Below are 23,084 nucleotides of genomic sequence, written 5' to 3' on the forward strand. Positions count from 1 at the left end.
CGCCGCAACCTCGAAGAGCTTGGGCTTTTTAACTTCGTCACGACAACATACAAAGAAGAAAACCTCAGTGGTGGCGTCCTTCCGATGTCTGTCATCGTCGCGGAGAAACCCCACCGAAGGATAAGCTTTGGAGTGGGGTACAGCACGTACTACGAAGCCACTGCAGCGTTCCAATGGAAACACCGTAATCTCCATGGCCGTGGCGAAGCCCTTGCCTTCAGCGCCGATGTCAACAACAAGCAGCAAAAAGGCTCGCTGTCATACCGCATACCACATTTCCTTAAGAACAACCAAGACCTGCTTTCTGTCTTGACAGCATCACAAGAGTCTACCGACGGCTACGACGCCAGAACCATCACCATGAAGAGTTCTATAGAACGCAGGATAAACGAAAGGACTACGGTATCTTTCGGTGGCGGCATCGACTACGTCAATACGACGAAGTCCGACGACGACAGCCCATACCTCCTCGCCAATCTTCCATATAGCATCAAGTGGCACAACTACAAAGACTTCATGGATCCCTCCTCAGGGGCTTTCGTCGGCGTACGAACCACGCCATACGTTAACACCCTAGACACCAGAGAATCTTTCTTGAAAAATAAGATAACGGGAACGGTATACCAGCCACTCACAGATAAAATCATCGTCGCTGTAACAGCAAGCGTAGGAAGTATCATGGGGTCTCCACGGAGAAATATCCCTATGCCATACCGTTTCTATGGAGGTTCTGCCCACGCCCTACGAGGATACAAATACCATACCGTCAGCCCTTACGGCGAAAAAAACACTCCCATCGGTGGAAAGTCTATACTCGTCGGCAGCGTAGAAGCACGATACCGCGCAACAAAACAATTCGCCGTCGCAGCTTTCTACGACGTCGGTAATGTCTATGAATACTTCATCCCACAGCTCGACAAAAAAATCCTCCGCTCGTGGGGGCTAGGCCTGCGATACCATACCCCTATAGGCCCTTTCCGCTTCGACCTCGCCTTCCCGCTCGACAAAAGAGCCGACATCGACCACGCATACCAGTTCTACGTAACGCTAGGACACTCGTTCTAATGCGGCGTAGCCGCATCAGGAGTTCAGTGTTCGGAGTTCGGAGTTCGGAGTAGGAATCCGAAGCTCTACTCTGAACTATGAACTAAAAACTCTAAACTATGCGGCGTAGCCGCATTACAGTTATCAGTGAAAAAGCTCCGAACTTTTTTATAAAGCCTTTATTTTAATTCATTTTTCGGCTAGACATTTGAAACTATGCACTTTAGTGCAGAGATTAAGTTTTTGTTGCTAACTATCAAATTCAAATTTTAATTTGTTTCCTCTGGACGCAAATAGTTACAACACGTTAATATTTATGTAACAGTATATAAGGATATATATTATATGCGCATAACTGGAAATTTATTTGATTCTATAGGGTGGAAGCCTGATTTTGTTGCACTCGATGGTCAAAAAGAATATCCTTCTGTAATATTTCGAACATGTTTAATAGCATTAGCAACCTTCGCTTTGTTCGGTTCTATAAAATTAGCATCCTTATCGGCGACTATATGTTTTATATCACCCATGTTTGTGAAAACTTTTTATTATCTAACAAGCTATGAACATGAGGATACCGAAGATATTGAAGAAGCCGAAGGCTTTTTAAGTTCGGGACTTTCTCTTGTTGCAGCTTTTCTACAAGACAAAGCTGATGCATTTTCGCAATGGTGTCAGACCTGACCCCTTTATTTTCCAGGCTCCGAACTACCAACTCCGAACTATGAACTAATCATTGAGCATTGCTCAATGATTAAAACAGTTTGCCGTGGACCCATGAGATGCTTTTGATGGGGATTTTGGATTTTTCAAGTTCGGAAATAATATCCCTGGAGATTTTATCGGTGTTTCCGCGGTGGAAGATACGCAATGTAAGTTTTATCGTCTGCATATCGGCAGTATAGTCTTTGTTGATATCGACGAAAAGCACCGACGAAGACTTATACTTTGCTATGTCGATGATTTTCTTAGTATCGACATTGTTAGGGACCTTTATCGTCAGGGTTCTATATGATTCTTTCTTATACATCTTATCGAAATATCGCAGAACCGAGAGTGATAGTAGCGCTATAATCGTGGTACATATCGCCAAGGAAAAATACCCTGCTCCTGCCGCCATCCCTATAGCAGCGACTATCCAGAAACACGCCGCCGTCGTAAGTCCACGAACTGAGAAGCCTTCTTTCATTATTGCTCCTGCGCCGAGGAAACCGATACCAGTAACTATCTGTGCTGCGATGCGTCCTGGGTCTGTCGATGCTGCATTAGCGACCAACAGTGACATTATCATAAAAAGTCCCGATCCCAGGCCTACAAGAAGATGCGTACGCAGTCCTGCTGCTCTTCCGTGGATATCCCTTTCGAGTCCTATCACCGCGGCCAAAAACGCCGCGAGGAACAGACGCCCTAGCAGCCCTATAACTTCATAAGAAAAAAACGCTTCCATTGTGATACCTCGATTTTACTTGATGACATTATATCTTTGCGATACCCTTACGTATAACTACTAAACACACCTTATTATGAATATTCCATCTATAATAAAAAGACTTTTTTTAGTCGTAGCGATTTTTTTTACTATAACGTTAGCGATAATACAGACACATTATGCGAAAAAATATATCGCAAATAAAATCATCACCGGCGTAGAGACCACAAGCGAATACTCTATTACCATCGATAAAATCGGCGGAATTATACCATTTTCTTTTTCCTTATATGACGTCAGCGTAACAAAAAACGGGTCTCCTGTCGCTGAAATTTCGCGTATCGGCGCTTCGTGGTCTTCACCGATGGCGTTTCTCTTCAACAAAGAGATACGCCTCGATGCTCTAGCTATCGACATGCCGACGATACACGCCTCGGAAGGCTCTTCCGAAGCATATATCTCCTGGCCCAACATCCCATGGAGCGTAACGGCGAGGAACGTCTCCTTCACACGATATACCACGGCAGCAGGAGTCATCGTCGAGGGTCATAAAGGCACAGCGTCATGCTTCCGCGGCGGTGGTGATGTCATCGTAACACAACACCTCGTCTTCAGCGACATGCCTTCTTTAATTGCCGATATCGCCTTCTACGGCGATGCTACGGAGAAAACCGTCTCTGTGTCGTGTTCCGCAGAAAAACGTCGTAGCAGTATCTTTTCTATCGCGACGCCGACGATATCGTGTGGTTTCGACATAGAAAGGCCTTGGCAAGCCTTCCAAGATATCATCAACGCCGGCGAGAATCCCCTCTTCGCCGCCGTACAAGGAACGGCGTACTATACGATACAGCACCATCCCCTTACTTTACTGACGTCTTCGATGACACGCTCTATCTTCGGAGATAGCTGGCATCATGAAGGGACCTTCGTCATCAACAGCGACAGGTCTTTCTCAGTAGAATTCCCTTCCTTCGAAAACGAAGGCGTCATCGCCGAAGGGTCTTGTTTCGTCGACGCCGAGAAGGTTTACTATGACACCTTCTTCACCATTAGCATCCCTGACCTATCGCACAAAAAACACCTTCTTCTCCACGACCTCGAAGGCGAGGTCACCTTAACCGCCAAAGCCTTCAACACTATAGCGTCGCCACGTATCGCGCTATCAATGGCAGGGAGCGACATCATCGCCAGCGGCAGGACAATAAACCCTGTAGATGGTGCCATAACCTTCGACATCGCCGACTCTGCATTAAAAGGACACGGCGCGCTATCAACCGCCATAGATGATGTCCCCTTACAGGCGTCAGTAGAAATATCCGGCACCCTAGAAGAAACTCCGTCGCTGTCATTCCATAACGTCGCTGTCATCGTCGCCGACACCCACCACTTTGCAGGGACGATAACAACGACGACATCACGGTCGGCATTACGCGCAGGAAGGCTTTCTGCTGCCGTTGCTGTCACCGATGGAATATACAAAAACTACAAGCAGGGCACCGTTTTCCGTGACATCAACGCCGCTCTAAGGGTTACGTCGAAGAAAATCCTAATAAAAGAAATAGCGGCAAAAAGCAGAGACAAAGGCTTCTTCTCAGCATCGGGGGTAATCTCCCTAAGCGGCAAAAAACATTTCCCCTACGATATTGCCTTCGGCCTCAATGACATCGTCTTCATCGACAGCGACCCCGTCTATGCCGTCGCCAGCGGAGAGCTTGACCTATATGGCACTTCAGAAAAACATAACATCGACGGCGACCTCGCAATAACAAAGTCGAGGGTATCGATACCCGACAAGCTCCCCATCACGGTAACAACACTCCCCGTGAAATACGTCTACGAAGACAACAACGGTACAATACGTCCCATCAACAACGCTGCCATAAAAACAAAGTCTGCGCCCATAGCCCTAGACATAACAATGTCATTCCCAGACAATGCCCTAATAGTAGGTCGTGGGCTGACATCGGAATGGCAGGGAAACGTCGATATCTCCGGAACCTCGACAGCGCCGGAGCTCTCAGGGAAATTAACAAATACCCGCGGAACTTTTATGTTCTCAGGAAGACCATTCACTCTGCGTGAAGGAGCGATAACCTTCGACAGCGCATCAGCAGACGATATATACATCGCCACATCGGCAGAATATGACGTCGATGATATCACCGCAGAAATATCGCTAAAAGGCCCACTAAATAATATCCGCATCTCAGTAACATCAATACCACTGCTTCCAATAGAAGAAGTCCTCGCCCGCGTGATGTTCGGCACCAAAGCAAAAGAACTTACAGGATTACAAGGAATACGCCTCGCACAGACGATAACAGCGCTAGCAGGAAGTGACACTGCCCCCGACGTCCTCGGTAAGGTAGGACAGTCCCTAGGCCTCGACCAGCTAGATATCAGCAATACCAACGACGAAACATACGACCCCTCAGTGAAGATAGGGAAATATGTCATGCATAATATCCTCTTCTCCGTACAAAAAAGCTTCCTTAGCGATACCAATACCTTCGCCGTCGAAGCCGATATCTCGAAACTCGTGAAACTCTCCGCCGATATAGACAATAACGCCAAAGGCAATATCTTCCTAAAATGGCAACAAGACTATTGACAATGAACAATTATCAATTATCAATGAACAATTATCAGTGATCAATAGAAAGTTAGAACGCGGAACTTGACTTTTTTCTTAAAAAGAGCTATAATGTTAACTATCAACTACTAATGTAAGAATACAATTAACTAATATAGCAATATACAGGAGATAATAATGAAAAAAATCTTAACAATAATACCCTTTTTCCTTGCTGCGATGACACTATCTTTTGCCGCTGAAGGAAAGCCAGAAGTTAAAAACACAATTAATGAAGCATATGCAGAAAACGACGATGCTTCCTTAGAAGAGATATATGAAAAAATCGCCGAAAAACAAGACGTTCTTGAAAAAGACTCTACAGCTGTCGATGAAAAGCCCATTCTTTCTCTAGATGAATGCCAAAGGCTTCTAGACTACACCGTCGAAATTAAAATCTAATGTGTTAAGGGCTCCGGTTAAGGGCTCCGCGCCCTTAACAATCCGCGGCAAAGGGAAATTTTCCCTTTGCAAACCCACGACAAAACAAAGCCTTATGCTGTACGCGCATCGCGCACAGCATAAGGCTTTGCTTTGTCTCCGCCTTCATCGTCATAAACAAAGATACTTACGAGAAAATCTTAGTAATGCCGGCAACGCCGACGTTATCGCAAGAACTTTAATGAAATCTCCAATGATAAAAGGTAAGACCCCCATAAAAATGGCATTGGAAGCTCCGACATATAACGACAGCCAAGATGCCCCCAGGATTAATATCAATGCGAAGATGGAAGACAGCTTTAATATGGACATGACATATGACGAGGGCTTCTCAAACATCCTCCCAGCAAGGTATGCTGCGAAAACAAAACTAAACAAATAACCGCCTCTTGTCCCTATCAATACCGCGACGCTGAACTGTCCACCACCGAATACAGGCAAACCAATGGCTCCTTCCATAAGATAGGCCGCTATACAACACGCTCCGCGTCGTGACCCCAACAATATTCCCATCAATATCACCCCGAAATTCTGTAGAGATATCGGCACCGGAGATATCGGCAAAAATATCGCCACCCTAGCACATAATGCTAAAATAAACGTACCAAGCAATACCAGTGATATATCCCGAACTATTACAGAAGAAAAACCCTTTTCCTTGGTCAACACTAATGTTGTCATTTTTACCGCTCCCTTTCTCGTTTTTTGTATCTGGGTTAAAGCTTACAATATCAAGAAATATAATATCAAGATCTCCTGCAAAGGGAAATCCCCCCTTCCTCATGAAGTAAAAATATATTTGCTTTTTAAAAGGGCTTTTTGCTACAATTCGTTGTATATTAAGCACCTGCATCGTTAATATACTTGTATTAATGTTATAATAAAGAGAAGGTAAAAAATATGATAAAATTAGAAGAAAAAAATGATCTAAAGCCAATATGCCCTCATTGTGAAGCAGAAATAGAAACGCTTTGGTACAAAATCATATCAGGCTTTTTGGGCAAAAGATATCTTTATTTTTGTTCAGAGTGCAAAAAAACTTTAGGCGTTTCTCACAGAAAAGGTTTTTGGCAGGGTTAGCGCATCAAATCGATAGTGATCTGGTGTCCGGTCTGACATCTATATTTCAAGCATTAGAATGTACAGCAATGTGTCCAGGGCGGCGAAAGATACCAACACGCGAGCGGGGTTTTTTAACTCGGATTTGCACATCACATCCAAGGATAGAGAGATAATGGAATAGCGTTTCTGTACTAAAGGCTGAAAGCTTGCCAGAAACTAGCATTGACACCTTAGGCTGCCTAATATTAAGTTTTTCAGCAACTTCCTGTTGAGTCAATCCACTTGTTTTGATTAAAGAGCTAACATCATGTAATAATTTCGCTCTAGCCATGAGTTCATCAGCATTGGGAAGCTCAAGATCTGCAAAAATGTTGTCTGTACCAACTTCATAATCTTTACTTTTCTTATTCATAAGACTTCCCTCTTTTAAAATCTTTATATACTTCCTCGGCGTTTTTTGCTAATCCGCAAAAATCCTCTCCTCGGCGGGATAAAAGGTTTTGTTGTTATCTGCTCACCTATGTTAAGCCACAAATCTCTAGTAGCTTATGAAAAAGGCGCTTTATGTAACAAGACCTATTCTATAATCCTGGTCACTTTATTGGTTAAAAATAAGGTGATTCAAGAAACATCCTTTGTCCAGAAAGATACTCATCACTTGCCTTTATGTCATTGCTATTCCACCATTCTTTAAACTTGTTCTTTTTTACAATCTTTCCGTACTCAGATAGCAGTTTACTGTCTAAGCCAAAAAAACCTAGAAGGGTCAATCGTGTTATTTCATGAAGGCGTAATATAGTATTGTTTTTTTCTTCTCCTACATTAAAATCTAACTTTCCAATATCATCTCGCCAAAAAATAGGGTTTCCATGTGAAACCATATTTCTCCTACGGTCATATTCATCTTTAATCCAATCAAAATCATCCTGTTTCAAGTATTGCGTTCCTTCAAAAAACGAGCCTAACCTTTGTGAAATAATCTTTCCTTCTCCCGGCGAACCAAGCAAGCTTTCAAGCGCTGAAAATAGAGCTTTGTATAACATCGAGTAGTTATGGGAATGACCTAGCGTAACCGCAGAAAATATAGATATTGCTACAGACAATCGATGATGATCATCGCACGACTGCCCTTTCTTAAGTTTGCTAAAAAGCATATAAACTGTCTCAAGGTCCTTTAAAGAAAATTCCCATGCTTCTTTTGAGTTAATGCCTGTAGAAGTCCAATATAAGTTAAATACTTTTAAGGGGCGTTCTAGAGTCCCCCTAAACATTCCCGAAACGAAGATATGACAAGGTTTAAATAATCTAAAAGCCAGCATTAGCAACCAAAAGTCATTATTCTCAGCTTCTTTAGAATGACACTCATGGCATATGGCCAAATCGCTTCCTCCATAATCGATGTTGGCTGAAGGATAGATGTATCGATATGCGCCTATATCACAACCTAGCTCGCGAATGTCATCCTCAGTAGGGCAATTTATAAAAGTAAAGTTTTCCCCAATTGAATAAGGAATAGCAAGCTCACCAGCAATAACTGGGAATTTTTGAAATAGCCAATATTCTTTTTCCACTGCCTTATTTGTCTCCATCTTTTGTTTGTTACTCATAGCACTCACACATATACCTGAGCGATGAAATCAATTATACCTCGGCCGAACATATACTACAATAATTTCATCTCGCTGAAGAGAGTGTTTTTTGCGGACAAGCAAAAATCGCCGAAAGCGGGTTATGGTGCTATTGTGGGGTGATTTTCAAGCTTCTCGCGTCGAAGAAAATAGGCTTTTTGGGGACAATCTATTACAAAAACGCTTCATTTTGTCGAAAAATGAGGCGTTTTTGTAATCAGGTGTCCAGAGGAAACTTGTTTCCTTTGGCGGGGGAGCGTGAGGGGGCAGCGTCCCCCTCACTCACCCTCACACAACTGTGAGAGACGTTCTAGTGCGTGGGATTCGTCGATATTTTTTTCTACGCATTTTTTTCCGACGTACAGGTCGACTTTATGTGGTGCGGAGCCGACGTATCCGTAGTCGGCGTCGGCCATCTCTCCTGGGCCATTTACTATACATCCCATTATTGCGATCTTTACGCCGGGGAGGTTTCCGAGTTTTTTCTGCACTTTCTTTACGACGCTTTGGATATCGAAGAGTGTGCGTCCGCATCCTGGACACGATATGAACTCTGTTTTCGTTGTACGCATCCGTGCTGCTTGGAGGATGGAGAACGAGAGGGTGCGAAGGAAATTTGTGTCGTAATCGCCGTCGATGAGTATTCCGTCTCCGATGCCGTCGGTTAGTAGGGCGCCGAATTCTGCTGAGGCTTCGATGACGAGGTCTTCTTGTGGGCAGGTGTATGAGAAGTCGAGTATTAGCGGTGTTGTTATATTGTTATTGCAGAGGTGCTGGTGGAAGGCTCTAGCGTAGTGCAGGCGGTTGTTTTTTGGACGCAGGATGATGATTTTTGCTTTTGCTATGGCGTCGTCCCATGGGGTATCTTCGTCGATGATGAGTGTGTCATCGATGTCGTTGATATTGGCGTCGAAGCCGGCCGCCGACGAGTTTGTTAGTGCCGACCCATCGCTGTGTAGGGGTGCATTGACGATGACTTTGCGTCGTATGCGTTCTTTTTCTTCAAAAGGCGTGGTGCCTTTCCCTATATAGTTTTCTGCGAAGGCGGCGAGGGTTTTACATGGTGCGATTTCTTTTGTGGGATCTTCTGTTAGTGAGACGCGGATGGTATCGCCTAGACCATCGAGGAGCAGGGCTCCGATCCCCATTGCCGAGCGCACTCTACCGTCTTCGCCTTCTCCTGCTTCTGTCACGCCGAGGTGTAGTGGGTAGTCCCAGGATTTTTTGTACATCTCTGCGGCGAGGAGTCGGTATGCTTGTATCATGACGATTGGGTTGCTTGCTTTCATTGAGAAGATGATATCGTGGAAGTCATCTTTCCTGCATATTGTCGCGAACTCCATCGCTGATTCTACCATACCTTTGGCGGTATCGCCATATCTGCTCATGATACGGTCTGATAGCGATCCGTGGTTGACGCCGATACGCATAGCTTTTTTGAGCTTTTTGCACTTCTTTACTAGTGGCGAGAATTTTTCTTCTATACTTTCGAGCTCTTGACGGTATGAGTCGTCGTCGTATTCTATGACGTCGAACGTTGCACGTTTGTCGGCATAGTTACCGGGGTTAATACGTACCTTATCGACATGTTCTATGACTTCTAGCGCTGCTCTTGGCATGAAGTGTATGTCTGCGACGATGGGGATGGTATATCCTGCGTCGCGGAGTTTGGATTTTATTGTGGAGCATGCCGAGGCTTCACGCATTCCTTGGACGGTGACGCGTGCTATCTCACATCCGGCATCGGCGAGGGCGATGATCTGTGCTACTGTGGCATCGACGTCGGAGGTCTTGGTGTTTGTCATCGACTGTATACGTATGGGGTTATTTCCGCCGATGCCTATATCGCCGACCATGACTTCGCGGGTCGTTCGTCGCTTTGTGGTGTTTATGGCTTCGCAATATTTCATATTATTCCCTTATTTTTATCTGCTTTATTATAGACGTCTTGGGATAAAAACCCAAGAGGCTTTGATATTATACCAAGCCCAAATAAAAAAGTCGCAAATTCATCTTCATCTTTTTGCATATAACACAGCGCTCGATCTTGCTAACACACAAATGTTTGCTGCGCTCTCCGCGCATATTTCTATGAAAAAATCTTGAAGCCAATTTGTGACTTTTTCAAATGGGCTTGGTATTGTCTACTTTTTCTTTGACGCTAAAGGGTTATTTTCCTACGATGCTAGGTAAAAGGTAGATATATGATAAATTTCTTATCTAAGACGTTTGGCGCTCTGGGCGAATATATAACGTTGATTGTCAGGACGATAGTCGTCACCATACGCCGTCCTCCGCAGTGGCATCTTATCAGCCACCATCTTTATAATATCGGTGTTTTGTCGTTACCTGTCGTCGCGATAACGGGTTTTTCTACGGGATCGGTTCTTGCTGTGCAGTCATTTTTCCAGCTTGCCGACAAGGGTTTATCTGGTGCTACTGGTCTTATGGTAACGAAGGCTATGATGGTAGAGCTGGGTCCTATCCTTACGGCTTTCATGGTAACGGGCCGTGTTGGTTCTGCTATGTGTGCTGAGATTGGCAGTATGAAGGTCACCGAGCAGATCGACGCTATGCGTTCTATGGCGGTGAACCCGTTACGCCATCTTATTTCTCCACGTTTCATCGCTGGGATGGTGATGATGCCTCTACTTTCTGTTTTCAGCTGTATAATGGGTGTCCTTGGTGGTTTCGTCATTTCGGTATATCATTTTGGCATGTCGCCGGAGAATTTCATGGACCCCCTCCCCATCCATATTATTCCCTTCGATTTTATCAGCGGACTTATCAAAGCTTTCATTTTCGGTGTTTTCATAGTAACGATATCGTGTTATAAAGGTTTCACGACTTCTGGCGGCGCTGCTGGCGTTGGGAAGTCTACGACAAACAGTGTAGTGATATGCTATACTGTTATCCTTATCTCGAATTTCGTGATGACTTTGGCGCTTAACATGTTTTACGATGCGGTGTTGCGGGTATGATAGAAATTAAAGACGTACATAAAAGCTTCTCCAAGCTCAAGGTCCTTCAGGGGCTGAACCTTGTCATCGTCGATGGCGAGACTATCGTCATCTTGGGGCGTTCTGGCGAAGGCAAAAGCGTTCTATTGAAACATATTTTGGGTCTTCTCAAGCCCGACAGCGGTGAAGTCCTTGTCGATGGCGTAAACATCCCTGCGTTACGTGGAAGGTCGAGATACCATGCGACGAAGAACATGGGCATGCTTTTCCAGAATGCTGCTCTTTTCGACTCTATGAATGTCGCCGACAACACGGCTTTTTATATGCACCATCATCCCGACCTTGAGACTGGTGTTATGCTTACTAAGGGAGAGATTAACGATCGTGTCGACGAAGCTCTTGCTATGGTAAACCTTAAAGGCACACAGAAGAAGATGCCTTCGGACCTTTCTGGTGGCATGAAAAAGCGTGCTGCTTTGGCGCGTTTAATAGTCTACCGTCCTAAGATTTTGTTGTACGACGAGCCAACGACGGGTCTCGACCCTATTACTGCGATGCATATCAACGAACTCATAATAAAGATACAACACGAGCTAGAAGCCACGAGTATCGTCGTCACCCATGACATCATCTCTGCGCTGAAGGTCGGCGACAGGCTTGCTCTTCAAGATGGTGGCGTCATCACCCACCTTGCCGACAAAGAGTCGTTTGTCGCCATCGACGACCCAGTGATACAAGAATTTTTACATAACGCTCAAGTTTCGGAAGGAGCATCATTATGAACGAAAAAGGAAAGAACATCATCATAGGACTTTTTGTCATCATGTCATGTGTTGCAATAGTATGGTCTCTGATGTACCTGCACCCTACCGTCGGCGATGGCGGCAACACGTTATACGTACGTTTTGCCGATATCGACAATATCTCTGTAGGAACCCGCGTTCATTATGCCGGCAAGGCCGTCGGTGAAGTCATTGACATCAGCTATGCCAAAAACTTCCGCGACAACGAAAAGCAGCGTCTCGACGTAATATATCCTTACGAGCTTACTCTAAGCATAGACTCTAGCGTTAATGTCTATGACAGCGACGAGATCGCCGTCCATACGTCTGGTCTTCTTGGTGAGAAGTCCATCATGATAATCCCTCGTTCTCCTCGTGAAGGCAAAGACGCCGTCCTCATCAATGGAGGCAAGGCATATGCCCAGATTTCTGGGTCTATAGAGAAAAGCGTCGACGAGCTTGCTGTTTTGTCGATGAGCGCTCGTGTTGCCGTCGACAATATCGTCGATATTATCAGTGAAAACAGCAGCAAGGTCAGCACTATTTTTTCTGAGATGGAGGCTTCTTCGGAGAACCTCAAGGAGATCCTCGAGCGCGTCAACAATGCCGATCTTATCGATACGATACAATATGCTGCTAGCAACATGGGAACGACTATGAGTGAGGCGACGCACCTTCTCAAAGAGCTACGTGAAAATGATTTCTCTACGAAGTTCTCTTCCGTCACCAACAACCTCGCTGACATCACCGAAGCGATAAACAAGCCTGAAGAGATCCACGACATCATCACAAACGTCAAGACTCTTACTGCCGACCTCAATGGCCTACAAGACCGTATAAGCGAGTCGTGGCAAAACATCGACAGCTCCTTGTCGAACATCGCCGGTGCTGCCGAGAATGTCAACGTCCTCGTCGAAAAAGTCTCCGAAGGCAAGGGCAGTATTGGACATTTCATCAACGACGAAGACTTATACCTCCATGGTATTTCTTTGATGAACAAGTTCGAGACGATGATGAACGACGTCAACCACTATGGCCTTCTTTTTCACCTCGACAAGGGTTGGCAGCGTCAGCGTTCTAAGCGTATAAACCTTCTCCACGACCTCAGTACACCGCAACAGTTTAAGAATTACTTCGAGCAAGAGGTCGACCAAGTTGCGACGTCGCTATCGCGGGTGTCGCTGGCATTAGAGCGTATCGACGATGATGGCAGCGCCGACAAGGCTCAAGACTTCTCGGAGGTCTTTGGTGACCTTCTAAACCAGGTCGAAGGCCTTCGCGATATGTTACGTCTATATAATCAACAATACAAAACGGAACAGGAGCTAACGCCTTGAACAAGATACCGTATTCACAGATGAAAAAAGGTACGCTCCTCGTCGCTACGCCTAACATTGACTCGGGGCTTTTCTGCCATGGCGTCATCATCCTCTGCGAGCATGGCCCTAGCGGATCTTTTGGTCTCGTAATCAACAAGCCTCTCGACATCGAGATCCCCAACGATATCATCAATGTTCAGGGAATAACAAACCCAAACATCGGCATCCGCGCCGGCGGTCCTGTACAGACGAATCAGATGATGCTCCTCCACAACAGTATATCTATTCCTGGGCAGACGTTCGAGGTCTCCGAAGGGGTATATATTGGTGGCGACCTATCTTTTTTACAGAACAGCATCGTCGACAACGGCGGCCCTACGATAAACATATGCTTCGGCTATGTCGGCTGGGCTCATGGGCAGCTAGAGCGCGAGTTCCTCGACGGCAAATGGTTCCTTCATCCATCATCGCCACACCATATCTTCTCTACGCCTGTCGATAGGATGTGGCAGTCGATACTCCTAGAGATGGGAGGACGCTATGCCACGCTTTCGATGATCCCCGAAGATCTCTCTCTTAATTGATTTGTTCTTGAGATTTAGTGCTTTTAGTAGTAGACTATACGTTCATTATTAATGAAAGGTGTTATACCATGGAAAAGAAGGTGACAATGGAAAAAAAAGAAACGAAGAAAAAGGCTACTACCTCCAAGCAGAAGGCCAAGCAGCCGCTGATATTGCGATATCATCGCCTTATGGATGCTTTCTCGAAGTCCGACGACGAGCGTCTCTTCCTTCTCGACAACGTCGAGGGTTTCATTGTTTTCGTCGACCTCGACAAGAACACCGTCGACATCAAGGCTCTTGACAAAGAGATTTCCGCCAACCACGACCGTTATTATTCTATCCCCAAGCTAACTTTCTATGAGACGAAGAAGATCATGGAAGAGTTTGTCAACGACAAAGTCTATGACATCGACACTAAGGAGAAGCTCCTTGAGATCATCCACTCTAAAGACGCTCGCGAGAATTTCCTTGAGTTCATCTACGACCATCACACTGAAGTTGAGAAGTGGCATCAATATTACCAAGAGCGTTCTCGCGTACGTATCATCGAATGGTTACGTAATAATTCCTTCCATTTCGTCTTCGAAGAAGACCTCGACATCGAACAAAGCACCATCGACAGGCTTAAAAGGAGCCTGTTCTTACGTTCTTCTGCTAAGGAGATCGTCACGTCGCGTAAGATCCTTGAGGCCAAATCCAAGACATACTATTCTAGTGAAGCCTTAAACCCGCGTCCAAAGCGTGGAAGACCGCCGAAGCAGGCAATGAAAAATGATCTAGAGCTTCAGAAGACTACAGACATATACCTTACCGTCCCTGATCCCGTGAAACCTTTCCTATACACCCCAGACATCTCCGCCGCCTCGGAAGTTACATTCTCAGCAAAATTCAACAACGAAAGTGCTCTAATTGCTAGCCTACGAAACCATGAACACAACGCCAAAGAGTCTAAAATCGACGTTATCTTCAACAAGTTGGCGTCATTGTGTGGAACGGTAGGAAGCGACATCCTCATCCCTGATATCGCCAGCGAAGCGCCTGACGAAGCACCATCTACGCCATCATCAAAAGAAGTTGCGAAGACCTCTTCTAAGCATATCGAAAAAGCCGGGACCTCTGCCAAGAAAAAAGCTGTAGTAAAAAAGAAGGCAAAGTCTCCAGAAAAACATGCTGCCAAGAAGAAAAAGCCTGCCACCATCATAAAGCCCAAAAAAGCCCTTGTGAAAAAAAAGACGTCCCCTAAGAAAAAGCCCATCGTCGCCAAGAGGTCTCCTGCAAAGAAGAAAAAGTGAGGAAGGTACTATGTATTTCAAGAGAACATTTTTCGCTATACTAGCAACATTATGTTTCGCTTTCCACATAGCTTCTTTTGCTGCAGAAGAACATCGCTTCGCACAAAAAGTCCCTAGCCTATGTTCTGTACTCCTTGCCAGCGACATCGACGATGTAGCGATAAAAAGTTCTGGGGTATATTCCTTCTACGATGCCACTTCGGGGAAAATGCTGATAAAGAAGAAGCTCCTCGTTTCTAAGAAGGACTCCCCTCTTATCATCACTGCTACCGACGATAAAGCCATCACCATCGGAAAGAAAACGTTCCCATGCAATGATATCATTGTCGTCCCTAATGACAATACCAGCACAATTCTCTTAGAAGGGCAGAATTATCGCGGCTCTCTACGGATACGGTCTCATGGTTCTCGTCTCGACGTCGTCAACGAGATCAACATCGCTCCTTTGCTAGAATCTCTTCTTTCTTACGAAGTAGAAGATAACATCTCCAGCGGGGTTTTAGAGGCCCTTGCTATCATATATAGGACCAACGTCTATCATATTTTCTTCGACACTCCTTTCGAAGGGAAATATATCGACCCTCAGCGTCTAGGATACCGTGGCACCCGTGAGAGCTTATATTCTTCCGCAATCGCCGACGCCGTCGTCACGACACACCACTGTATCGTCGGTGAAGAAAGCCCCGTTGGTGATATCCCTACGATACGCCTCATGCGTCCAACGTCTTCCCCTCGCCAACAAACCCTCGCCGAAGAATACCGTCATGATGACGGCATGCCCTTCGAGCACTGTCCTGCAATACCAATGCTTTCTCACGACGAAGCCAACAACGAATTCTCCATAGCTTCTATCGCCGAAATCGACCACGACGATGACGAGTGCGATGCCGCACAGATATTATACGAGCAACTTCCACATAGCATCTTGCTTTCTCTAGAGCACCTCGCCGCCGATGACGACGACGTCGCTTTCAGATAAAAAGTTAGGAATTCGGAGTAGGATTTTTCACCACAGAGCCACAGAGTACACAGAGAGGAAAAAGAAAATTGCTGGGGGAGTCTCCCCCAGACCCCCGTTTTTGAACAGTGAACTTTTTAAAATCCTCGGGGTTCTAGGGGTGAAACCCCTAGCCAGTCCCAAAATCTCTGTGTTCTCTGTGGCTCTGTGGTAGAAATTCCTATTCCGAGCTTATAATTTACGGAGTGTTGCGAAGATCTTTGATGTTTTCGCGGAGTTGTCCCATAAATTTCTTGCCGGGGTCAGATTTTATCGTGCTGTATGATGGATCTTTTTCTTCCCACAGTGGTGTATCTTTGAAATTAAGATATTCGTAGTGTCCGATAAGATATCTTATCTTGGGATATTTTCTGGAGAGGTATCTTATAAGGCGAACATTGGCGTCGACCTGCGCAATAGTAAGGTTCTCATTGTGGTCCTTCCCACCGACATTTTCAATGCCTATAGCGATATTATTGAGTCCTATGACATGCCGAGCCATCCAGTTGTCTGGCATAAGAGAATATATCGTGCCGTCACGGTCGACGAGATAGTGCACAGAAACGTTTAACGCTGAAGCACTAGCGATATCTTTGCGTCCGTCGCCGAGGGTTTCTTTATAGAAGGCGTTGAAGCTCGACTGAAAAGCATCCATTGCCGTCCAATGTACTACGATCATCTTAGGCTGTATTATTATCGACGATGTATGATACCCGTAATGCTCTTGTATATATTTCTTCGAGAGTTCCTGACGTAATGCTGTGAAGATTATGGGCTTTTCTACAGTGACTAATGATTTATCATCGTATCCACTAGAACATGCACAAAGCAAAGTTAGTAGAAAAAAAAATCCGTTCTTTGTTATCATCGTGGTTCCTTAAATAATTTACTGTTGTTACCATGAAAAAAATCGCACCATACCTCAAATTAGCAATTCTTAGCGCCGCCGTATTCTTCGTCACCTCGTGTTCTAGCACGAAGTCCCCTTCCGATGCTATCGGCAAAAGCTCTTCTTCTACAGAAAAGCGCGTTGCAATGGTCACTGTCCCTATCGGCGATGTCTTGGGTGTGCCGCCTGCAGGCAATAGTAAAGGAAAACAAAGATATTGTAAACTACCATGCAGCTATCCCAGCAAGGTATATTCCATTCCTCGCGTGCATCAAATTCTTTTCAACCAGACTGTTAACGTCTTACAGGATTATGGCGATGAGGTTCTGATAGAAATCCCTAACGTCGTATTACAGACGTCTCCATCGGCACAACAACAACCTCTTGTCGGGTGGACTTTGAAAAAAAATATCGCCCTTATAAAGTCTTCGTCGCAATGGATTCCTCCTGCTCCTTCGCAGCGACGCTCTAAGCAGAAAATCGTCACTCTACGATATCCTCATTATTCCGATACTCTAAAGACAACGTTTTCTGCGGGGACGCGCTTCGTCGTCGACGAAGAAAACAAAAAAGAATACGTCGTGGGGGTGTTGCAGCCTAAATCCAAGAAACCCGAGTTTTTATCTCTGCCTAAAGGGCTCTGTCTTGTAAACACAAAACGTAGCAACAAAAAAAAGGTCGCCGAATTCGTTAAACTTCTACGTCTGTGGTCGAACCTTGAAAATGGCTTCATCCCATATGTTTTGGGCGGCGCCAGCTGGACGAAAAGCTGCGACAAAGAAAATGGCATCTCACGATATACCAAGAACGACAACAATTCTACCGTCGTCCTTTACGAAAGAAAACATATGCCTCAGTATTCCAGGTCTGGATACGACTGTTCTTCGCTGATATATTCTGCGGCGCAGATCGTCGGCATGCCATATTCCTGTAAAAACACCACTACGATAAAACATCAGATGCGTCAACTTTCGAAATCTGAATCTTTAGAGCCTGGCGATATCATATTGATTCCAGGACACGTCCTCATAATAACAGAAGTCGGCAATACTCTGAAGATCGTACAGGCAAAAGGCTATGCCTCCGGAGTAGGGAAAATCTTCGAAGACAAAGGTGAAAACCTTTTCCGTGGCATCAAAACCGCCGATGACCTCGCTACAGCATGCATAAACAAAAAACCTCTCGTAGAAACAACCCCCAACGGCAGCAGAACTATCAAAGACTGGAACATCTACAAAATCCGTAGCTGCTGGCATTAATTTAATCAGTGACCAGTTATCAGTTATCAGTTATCAGTTATCAGTGTTTAGAATCGAGCTCCGAACTAAGAACTTACATTCAAAAAATGTCTTATCTTGCGCGGTTTTTCTATAATCTCATATATTGCCTTCAAAACTGTTTTTAAATTATTCTTGGGGGTTTTGTTATGCGTCGAATATTTTTTTTATTGGCAATTCTATGGTGTGGCGTCTCTTATTGTGGTGAATATCATTATATCAATTATAGCGTCGCTGATATGTACACCGACGACGAGTTTGAGGGCAAGCTTTTTTCACAAGTGATATACGGCACTCCTGTTGAAATCATTGATGACAGTTGCTATGGATATTACATCAAGACTCCCGACGGAGAATGTGGCTGGACATGGTGGGACATAATAGAAACCGACAAAAAATATCCTTCAACGCCTATCGTTGCTCGCATCAACACCCCTTGGACATACCTTTATTCCGAGCCAGACTTCACATCATGCTCCCAAGAATATTCTCTTCCTTTCGAAGTTACTGTCGAAGTAGTTTCTCCTGAAGAAGACCTCGGAAATCAATGGATACAGATCCGTGACATCGAAGGAGACCTATATTGGATACGCAGTAGCGACGTCATCTTTAACCCAGAACTTCTTTCTCTCGAAGAGATGCTCGAGAAAAGCACAGAGTTTCTCAATATCCCATACCTGTGGGGAGGTGCTTCAGCATTCGGTTTCGACTGCTCCAGCTTTATGCAGATGCTTTTCAGGCTTAGAGGTATAGCACTGCCGAGGTTTGCACAAAAACAGGCTGATATGGAAAAAGGTACTATAATCCCCTTCGGAGAGTTCCTCCCTGGCGACCTTCTTTTCTTCAACCAAGAAGAAGTATGCCATGTAGGCCTATATCTCGGTGATGACACCTTCATCCATGACACCATTGGCGATAGAACTAGCTCCCGACCAGCTATGATACAGCTATCCTCCATCACCGATGACGAATGGAAAGATATATTCCTCTTCGCACGCCGCCTCTAATCTTTTAGTAAAGGATAGTTATAAAAAGCTCTGCGTTTTCATTAAAAAAATGTCTTATCTTGCGTGATTTTTCGACAATCTCATATATTACCTTCAATATAATTTGAAAATTGGAGGTTTTGTTATGCGTCGAATATTTTTCTTGTTGGCCCTGGTATGGTGTAGTGTTTCTTATTGCGGTGAATATTATTATATTAACGAATCTTTTGCCACGATGAATGCCAACCAAGAACTCGACGGTGAAGTTATTTCTACGCCTATATACGGCACTCCTGTAGAAATTATTGACGAAAGCCCAGGATATCATAATATCTGGAGCTATTATTACATCAAAACCCCCGACGGAGAATGTGGCTGGACTTATAATGATGGTGCCATAAAAACAGACAAAAAATATCCTTCTACGCCTATCGTCGCCCGTGTAAACACTCGTTGGACATTTTTTTATTCAGAACCCAATTATAAATCTTCCTGTGATCTCTTTGTTTTCGAAACAGCCCTCGAGGTTGTCTCTCCTGAAGAAGACCTCAAAAATCAATGGATACAAATTCGTGACATCGAAGGCGACGAATACTGGGTGCAAAGCAGCGACTTCGTATTCAATTCTGAGCCACTATCCCTCGAAGAAATGCTCAAAAAGAGCATGGACTTTATTGGAACCCCCTACATGTGGGGAGGAACATCATCATTCGGCTTCGACTGCTCAGGTTTTGTACAGGCACTCTTCAGGCTTCGTGGTATAGACCTTCCACGCTTTGCTCGCCAGCAAGCTGCTATGGACGAAGGCATAATAGTCCCATTCAACGATCTAGCGCCCGGCGACCTGCTTTTCTTCGGAAAAGAAGAAATTCGCCACGTCGGCCTTTACCTCGGCGACGACACCTTCATCCACGCTACCATCGGTGAAAAATCACGTCCCGCTACTATACATCTATCATCCATCACCGACAGCGCATGGATGGAAAGCTTCGTCCTCGCGCGCCGCCTCTAATGTCAAGAGCTCCGCGCCCTTGACCTTGACATTAGCCGAAAAAGCTTGCGATTGTGGGCATGAAGTGGTAATCTTTTGGGGATTTTTATGGGGTTTTTTTATGGGTAGTGTTGTTGTTAAGGAGCGTGTTACGCCGATGATGGCGCAGTGGCATGCGTGCAAGGCTGGGTCTAAGGGTGCGCTGTTATTTTTCCGTATGGGCGATTTTTACGAGGCGTTTTACGACGATGCTGTCCTTATTGCCAAGGAGTTAGAGCTTACCCTTACCAAGCGCCAGGGCATTGCTATGTGTGGCGTCCCTCATCACACTTGTGATTCTTATGTCGACAGGCTTGTTGGCAAGGGACATCGTGTTGCTGTCGCCGAGCAGATGGAAGACCCCAAGAAGACCAAGGGTTTGGTCAAGCGTGAAGTCACCCGTGTTGTCTCTCCTGGAACTCTTGTTAATTCGTCTTTATTGTCTGAGAAGTCTAATAATTTCTTCGGTGCTATAACGTCGGTTGATGGTGTTTATGGTTTTTCTTTTCTTGACCTTACGACGTCGGAGTTCAAGACCATAGAGTTTGAGGATATTAAGGGGCTTTCTAACGAGCTTCATCGTTTGCGTCCTGCTGAGCTTTTAATTTCTGAGGGGTGGCGTGAGGACAATCGAGAGTTTCTCGATGACATTACCAAGACGTTTTCTTGTGCTGTCAACGCTCAGGAGGCGTGGCATTTCGACTACATATCGTCGTCGCGTTTCCTTACAGACCATTTTGGTGTACACAATCTCGATGGCTATGGTCTAAAGGGCTGTGATGCTGCTGTTATTGCTGCAGGGACGTTGTTGCGTTATCTTTGTGAAGAGCAGTGTCTTCCTATCGATCATATCAAGGGCATTGCCACGTATTCGACGTCGGAGTTCATGGTTTTGGACCACATCACCCAGCGTAACCTTGAGCTTACGGAGTCGCTAAACGATGGCAGTAGGAAGAATACTTTGTTGGACGTCCTCGACAACACAACGACGCCGATGGGCGGACGTCTTATAAGACATTGGATCAAGCAGCCGCTTCTTTCTTGCGATGGTGTTTCTTCGCGTCACGATGCTGTAGAGGCTTTATATAGCAACACGGCAGTCCTCAGTAGTCTTCACGAGTCGTTAAGTAGTGTCCGCGACCTCGAGCGTCTTATGATGAAGGTAAGTGCCGGCTATGCCTCCCCTCGCGATCTTGTAACGTTACGTTTTTCTTTGGAACAGGTTCCTGGGATAAAGTCTTCTCTTGGCGGCATTTCTTCCGAGCTTCTTGACGAGCACAAGGGGTCTCTTCACAGTTTCTCTGAGGTCACGGAGCTTATTGGCGCTGCTTTTGTTGAAGAGCCTCCAGCGCGTCTTATTGACGGAGGTGTCATCAGGGAGGGTTATCATCAGGAGCTTGACGAGTTGCGTGGCATCAGGAAGAACAGCAAATCGTGGCTTGCCGAGTATCAGGCGAGTCTTCGGGAATCTACGGGGATAAAGACATTAAAGATCGGCTATACTAGGGTTTTCGGATATTATATCGACGTCAGCAAAGCCCAGGCGGGGAAGATGCCCGAGGGTTTCCAGCGCAGGCAGACGCTTGTCAACAACGAGCGTTTCATCTCTCCAGAGCTCAAGGAATACGAGGAGAAAGCTCTTTCTGCCGAGGAGCGTATTGCTGCTCTTGAGAACGAGTTATTCGTCATGGTACGCCTTGAGGTTGCTAAGCATTGCGATGCTATCTTCGCTATGGCGCATGCTTTGGCGCATATCGACGCCCTACATTCTTTTGCTACGGCGGCGCGTAACAACAGGTATATCCGTCCTGTTATTGATGACAGCGATAAGGTTTCTATCACTGGTGGAAGGCATCCTGTCATCGAAGCTTCTATGGTCGGCGAGAAATTCATTCCAAATGACGCTCTTCTTGATGGTGATGACAACAAGCTTCTTGTAATAACGGGTCCTAACATGGCTGGGAAGTCGACATATATCAGGCAGGTGGCTCTTATCGCAATAATGGCGCAGATGGGGTCATTCGTCCCTGCTGTTGCTGCGCATCTTGGCGGTATCGATAAGGTTTTCACGCGCATTGGCGCTAGTGACGACCTATCGCGTGGGCAGTCGACATTTATGGTAGAGATGACCGAGACGGCGAACATTTTAAACAATGCGACGTCGAAGTCTCTCGTCATCCTCGACGAGATAGGCCGTGGCACTAGCACTTATGACGGGATATCTTTGGCGTGGGCTGTTGCGGAGCATCTTCTTACTGCAGAAGGTCGGCAGTCTAAGACATTATTCGCCACACATTATTGGGAGCTTACCAAGCTAGAGGAGAAGATCGCCGGTGCTGTGAATTATAACGTTGCCATCAGGGAACGCGACGATGATATTGTTTTCCTTAGGAAGATAGTACGGGGTTCTACTGACAAAAGCTATGGCATCCATGTCGCTCTTCTTGCTGGACTTCCCGACGATGTTATTGACAGAGCCAGAGAGATTTTGCTACACCTTGAAGACAATGCTTCTAAAGAGACAACTTTTGACACCGCCGAGGCTCTGGACAATGTCTTTGCTACGAAGATAAAGAATAATGACAAAGAGATGCAGCTTCTTCTCTTCGAGCCTTCTGATAAGATGTCGCGCGACGAGCAGCGCGCTCTTTTCCTTCTTAAAGATGTCGATATCAATGAGATGACGCCTATGCAGGCGTTGGAGAAGCTCGCCGAGATAAAGGATAAGCTTTCAAAAAAATAGGTAGTAA

General features: G+C 45.5%; 21 protein-coding genes. 15 read left to right on the forward strand and 6 right to left on the reverse strand.

Translation table 11 applies throughout. The features are described from left to right. Window positions 1-1,065, forward strand: a 1,065-nt coding sequence (locus HN980_02910; protein MBT6928429.1) for a BamA/TamA family outer membrane protein, incomplete at its 5' end; no start/stop codon positions are given. 324 nt (window positions 1,066-1,389) lie between these two features. Further along, window positions 1,390-1,728, forward strand: a complete 339-nt coding sequence (locus tag HN980_02915) for a hypothetical protein (protein ID MBT6928430.1) — start codon at window positions 1,390-1,392, stop codon at window positions 1,726-1,728. A gap of 70 nt (window positions 1,729-1,798) precedes the next feature. On the opposite strand, the gene HN980_02920 is transcribed toward HN980_02915, so the two are convergent. Then, complete coding sequence (locus HN980_02920; GenBank protein ID MBT6928431.1) at window positions 1,799-2,491, reverse strand: MgtC/SapB family protein; 693 nt, start codon at window positions 2,489-2,491, stop codon at window positions 1,799-1,801. Window positions 2,492-2,567: 76 nt separating this feature from the next. Here HN980_02920 and HN980_02925 point away from each other — a divergent pair, with 76 nt between their 5' ends. Together HN980_02925 and HN980_02930 are read left to right on the forward strand one after the other, a co-directional pair. Then, window positions 2,568-5,084: a translocation/assembly module TamB gene (locus tag HN980_02925; protein MBT6928432.1), complete on the forward strand. Its 2,517-nt coding sequence runs from the start codon at window positions 2,568-2,570 to the stop codon at window positions 5,082-5,084. Between the two features lie 159 nt (window positions 5,085-5,243). Beyond that, window positions 5,244-5,507: a hypothetical protein gene (locus HN980_02930; GenBank protein ID MBT6928433.1), complete on the forward strand. Its 264-nt coding sequence runs from the start codon at window positions 5,244-5,246 to the stop codon at window positions 5,505-5,507. A gap of 150 nt (window positions 5,508-5,657) precedes the next feature. Here HN980_02930 and HN980_02935 read toward each other — a convergent pair whose 3' ends face one another. Then, a complete protein-coding gene (locus HN980_02935; protein MBT6928434.1) occupies window positions 5,658-6,227 on the reverse strand; it encodes a biotin transporter BioY in 570 nt (189 codons plus the stop codon). Between the two features lie 219 nt (window positions 6,228-6,446). Here HN980_02935 and HN980_02940 point away from each other — a divergent pair, with 219 nt between their 5' ends. Then, the gene (locus HN980_02940) at window positions 6,447-6,626 is read left to right on the forward strand and encodes a hypothetical protein (GenBank protein MBT6928435.1); all 180 of its coding nucleotides are present in this window, start codon (window positions 6,447-6,449) and stop codon (window positions 6,624-6,626) included. 46 nt (window positions 6,627-6,672) lie between these two features. Here HN980_02940 and HN980_02945 read toward each other — a convergent pair whose 3' ends face one another. The 3 genes from HN980_02945 to ispG form a co-directional block, all read right to left on the reverse strand. After that, window positions 6,673-7,020: an XRE family transcriptional regulator gene (locus HN980_02945; GenBank protein MBT6928436.1), complete on the reverse strand. Its 348-nt coding sequence runs from the start codon at window positions 7,018-7,020 to the stop codon at window positions 6,673-6,675. Between the two features lie 193 nt (window positions 7,021-7,213). Then, window positions 7,214-8,215, reverse strand: coding sequence for a hypothetical protein (locus tag HN980_02950; GenBank protein MBT6928437.1), 1,002 nt, complete (start codon window positions 8,213-8,215; stop codon window positions 7,214-7,216). A gap of 299 nt (window positions 8,216-8,514) precedes the next feature. Beyond that, window positions 8,515-10,146 carry a (E)-4-hydroxy-3-methylbut-2-enyl-diphosphate synthase gene (gene ispG / locus HN980_02955; protein ID MBT6928438.1) on the reverse strand — a complete coding sequence of 544 codons (1,632 nt, stop codon included), beginning with the start codon at window positions 10,144-10,146 and terminating at the stop codon, window positions 8,515-8,517. A gap of 294 nt (window positions 10,147-10,440) precedes the next feature. Here ispG and HN980_02960 point away from each other — a divergent pair, with 294 nt between their 5' ends. The 6 genes from HN980_02960 (at window position 10,441) to HN980_02985 (ending at window position 16,134) form a co-directional block, all read left to right on the forward strand. Further along, window positions 10,441-11,217, forward strand: a complete 777-nt coding sequence (locus HN980_02960; GenBank protein MBT6928439.1) for an ABC transporter permease — start codon at window positions 10,441-10,443, stop codon at window positions 11,215-11,217. After that, complete coding sequence (locus HN980_02965) at window positions 11,214-11,978, forward strand: ATP-binding cassette domain-containing protein (protein MBT6928440.1); 765 nt, start codon at window positions 11,214-11,216, stop codon at window positions 11,976-11,978. Before HN980_02960 ends, HN980_02965 begins: the two co-directional genes overlap by 4 nt. Next, complete coding sequence (locus tag HN980_02970; protein ID MBT6928441.1) at window positions 11,975-13,315, forward strand: MCE family protein; 1,341 nt, start codon at window positions 11,975-11,977, stop codon at window positions 13,313-13,315. The genes HN980_02965 and HN980_02970 overlap by 4 nt, the downstream gene beginning before the upstream one ends. Further along, window positions 13,312-13,881, forward strand: coding sequence for a YqgE/AlgH family protein (locus HN980_02975; GenBank protein MBT6928442.1), 570 nt, complete (start codon window positions 13,312-13,314; stop codon window positions 13,879-13,881). Before HN980_02970 ends, HN980_02975 begins: the two co-directional genes overlap by 4 nt. Window positions 13,882-13,967: 86 nt before the next feature. Next, complete coding sequence (locus HN980_02980; GenBank protein ID MBT6928443.1) at window positions 13,968-15,155, forward strand: UPF0158 family protein; 1,188 nt, start codon at window positions 13,968-13,970, stop codon at window positions 15,153-15,155. Window positions 15,156-15,165: 10 nt separating this feature from the next. Then, entirely contained in the window at window positions 15,166-16,134 is a 969-nt protein-coding gene (locus tag HN980_02985; protein MBT6928444.1) for a hypothetical protein, read from the forward strand. A 217-nt stretch (window positions 16,135-16,351) separates the two neighbouring features. Here HN980_02985 and HN980_02990 read toward each other — a convergent pair whose 3' ends face one another. Beyond that, window positions 16,352-17,020, reverse strand: coding sequence for an N-acetylmuramoyl-L-alanine amidase (locus tag HN980_02990; GenBank protein MBT6928445.1), 669 nt, complete (start codon window positions 17,018-17,020; stop codon window positions 16,352-16,354). 32 nt (window positions 17,021-17,052) lie between these two features. On the opposite strand from HN980_02990, the gene HN980_02995 reads away from it, so the two are divergent. From HN980_02995 to mutS, 4 genes are all read left to right on the forward strand, one after another. After that, window positions 17,053-18,300 (forward strand): hypothetical protein, encoded by a 1,248-nt coding sequence (locus tag HN980_02995; protein ID MBT6928446.1) that lies wholly within the window; start codon window positions 17,053-17,055, stop codon window positions 18,298-18,300. A gap of 167 nt (window positions 18,301-18,467) precedes the next feature. Next, window positions 18,468-19,325: a C40 family peptidase gene (locus HN980_03000; protein ID MBT6928447.1), complete on the forward strand. Its 858-nt coding sequence runs from the start codon at window positions 18,468-18,470 to the stop codon at window positions 19,323-19,325. Between the two features lie 124 nt (window positions 19,326-19,449). After that, window positions 19,450-20,316: a C40 family peptidase gene (locus tag HN980_03005; protein MBT6928448.1), complete on the forward strand. Its 867-nt coding sequence runs from the start codon at window positions 19,450-19,452 to the stop codon at window positions 20,314-20,316. A gap of 100 nt (window positions 20,317-20,416) precedes the next feature. Beyond that, the gene (mutS, locus tag HN980_03010; protein MBT6928449.1) at window positions 20,417-23,077 is read left to right on the forward strand and encodes a DNA mismatch repair protein MutS; all 2,661 of its coding nucleotides are present in this window, start codon (window positions 20,417-20,419) and stop codon (window positions 23,075-23,077) included. Window positions 23,078-23,084: the final 7 nt, after the last annotated feature.

The organism is Waddliaceae bacterium (assembly GCA_018694295.1).
In the GTDB taxonomy this organism is placed as follows: Bacteria; Chlamydiota; Chlamydiia; order Chlamydiales; family JABHNK01; genus JABHNK01.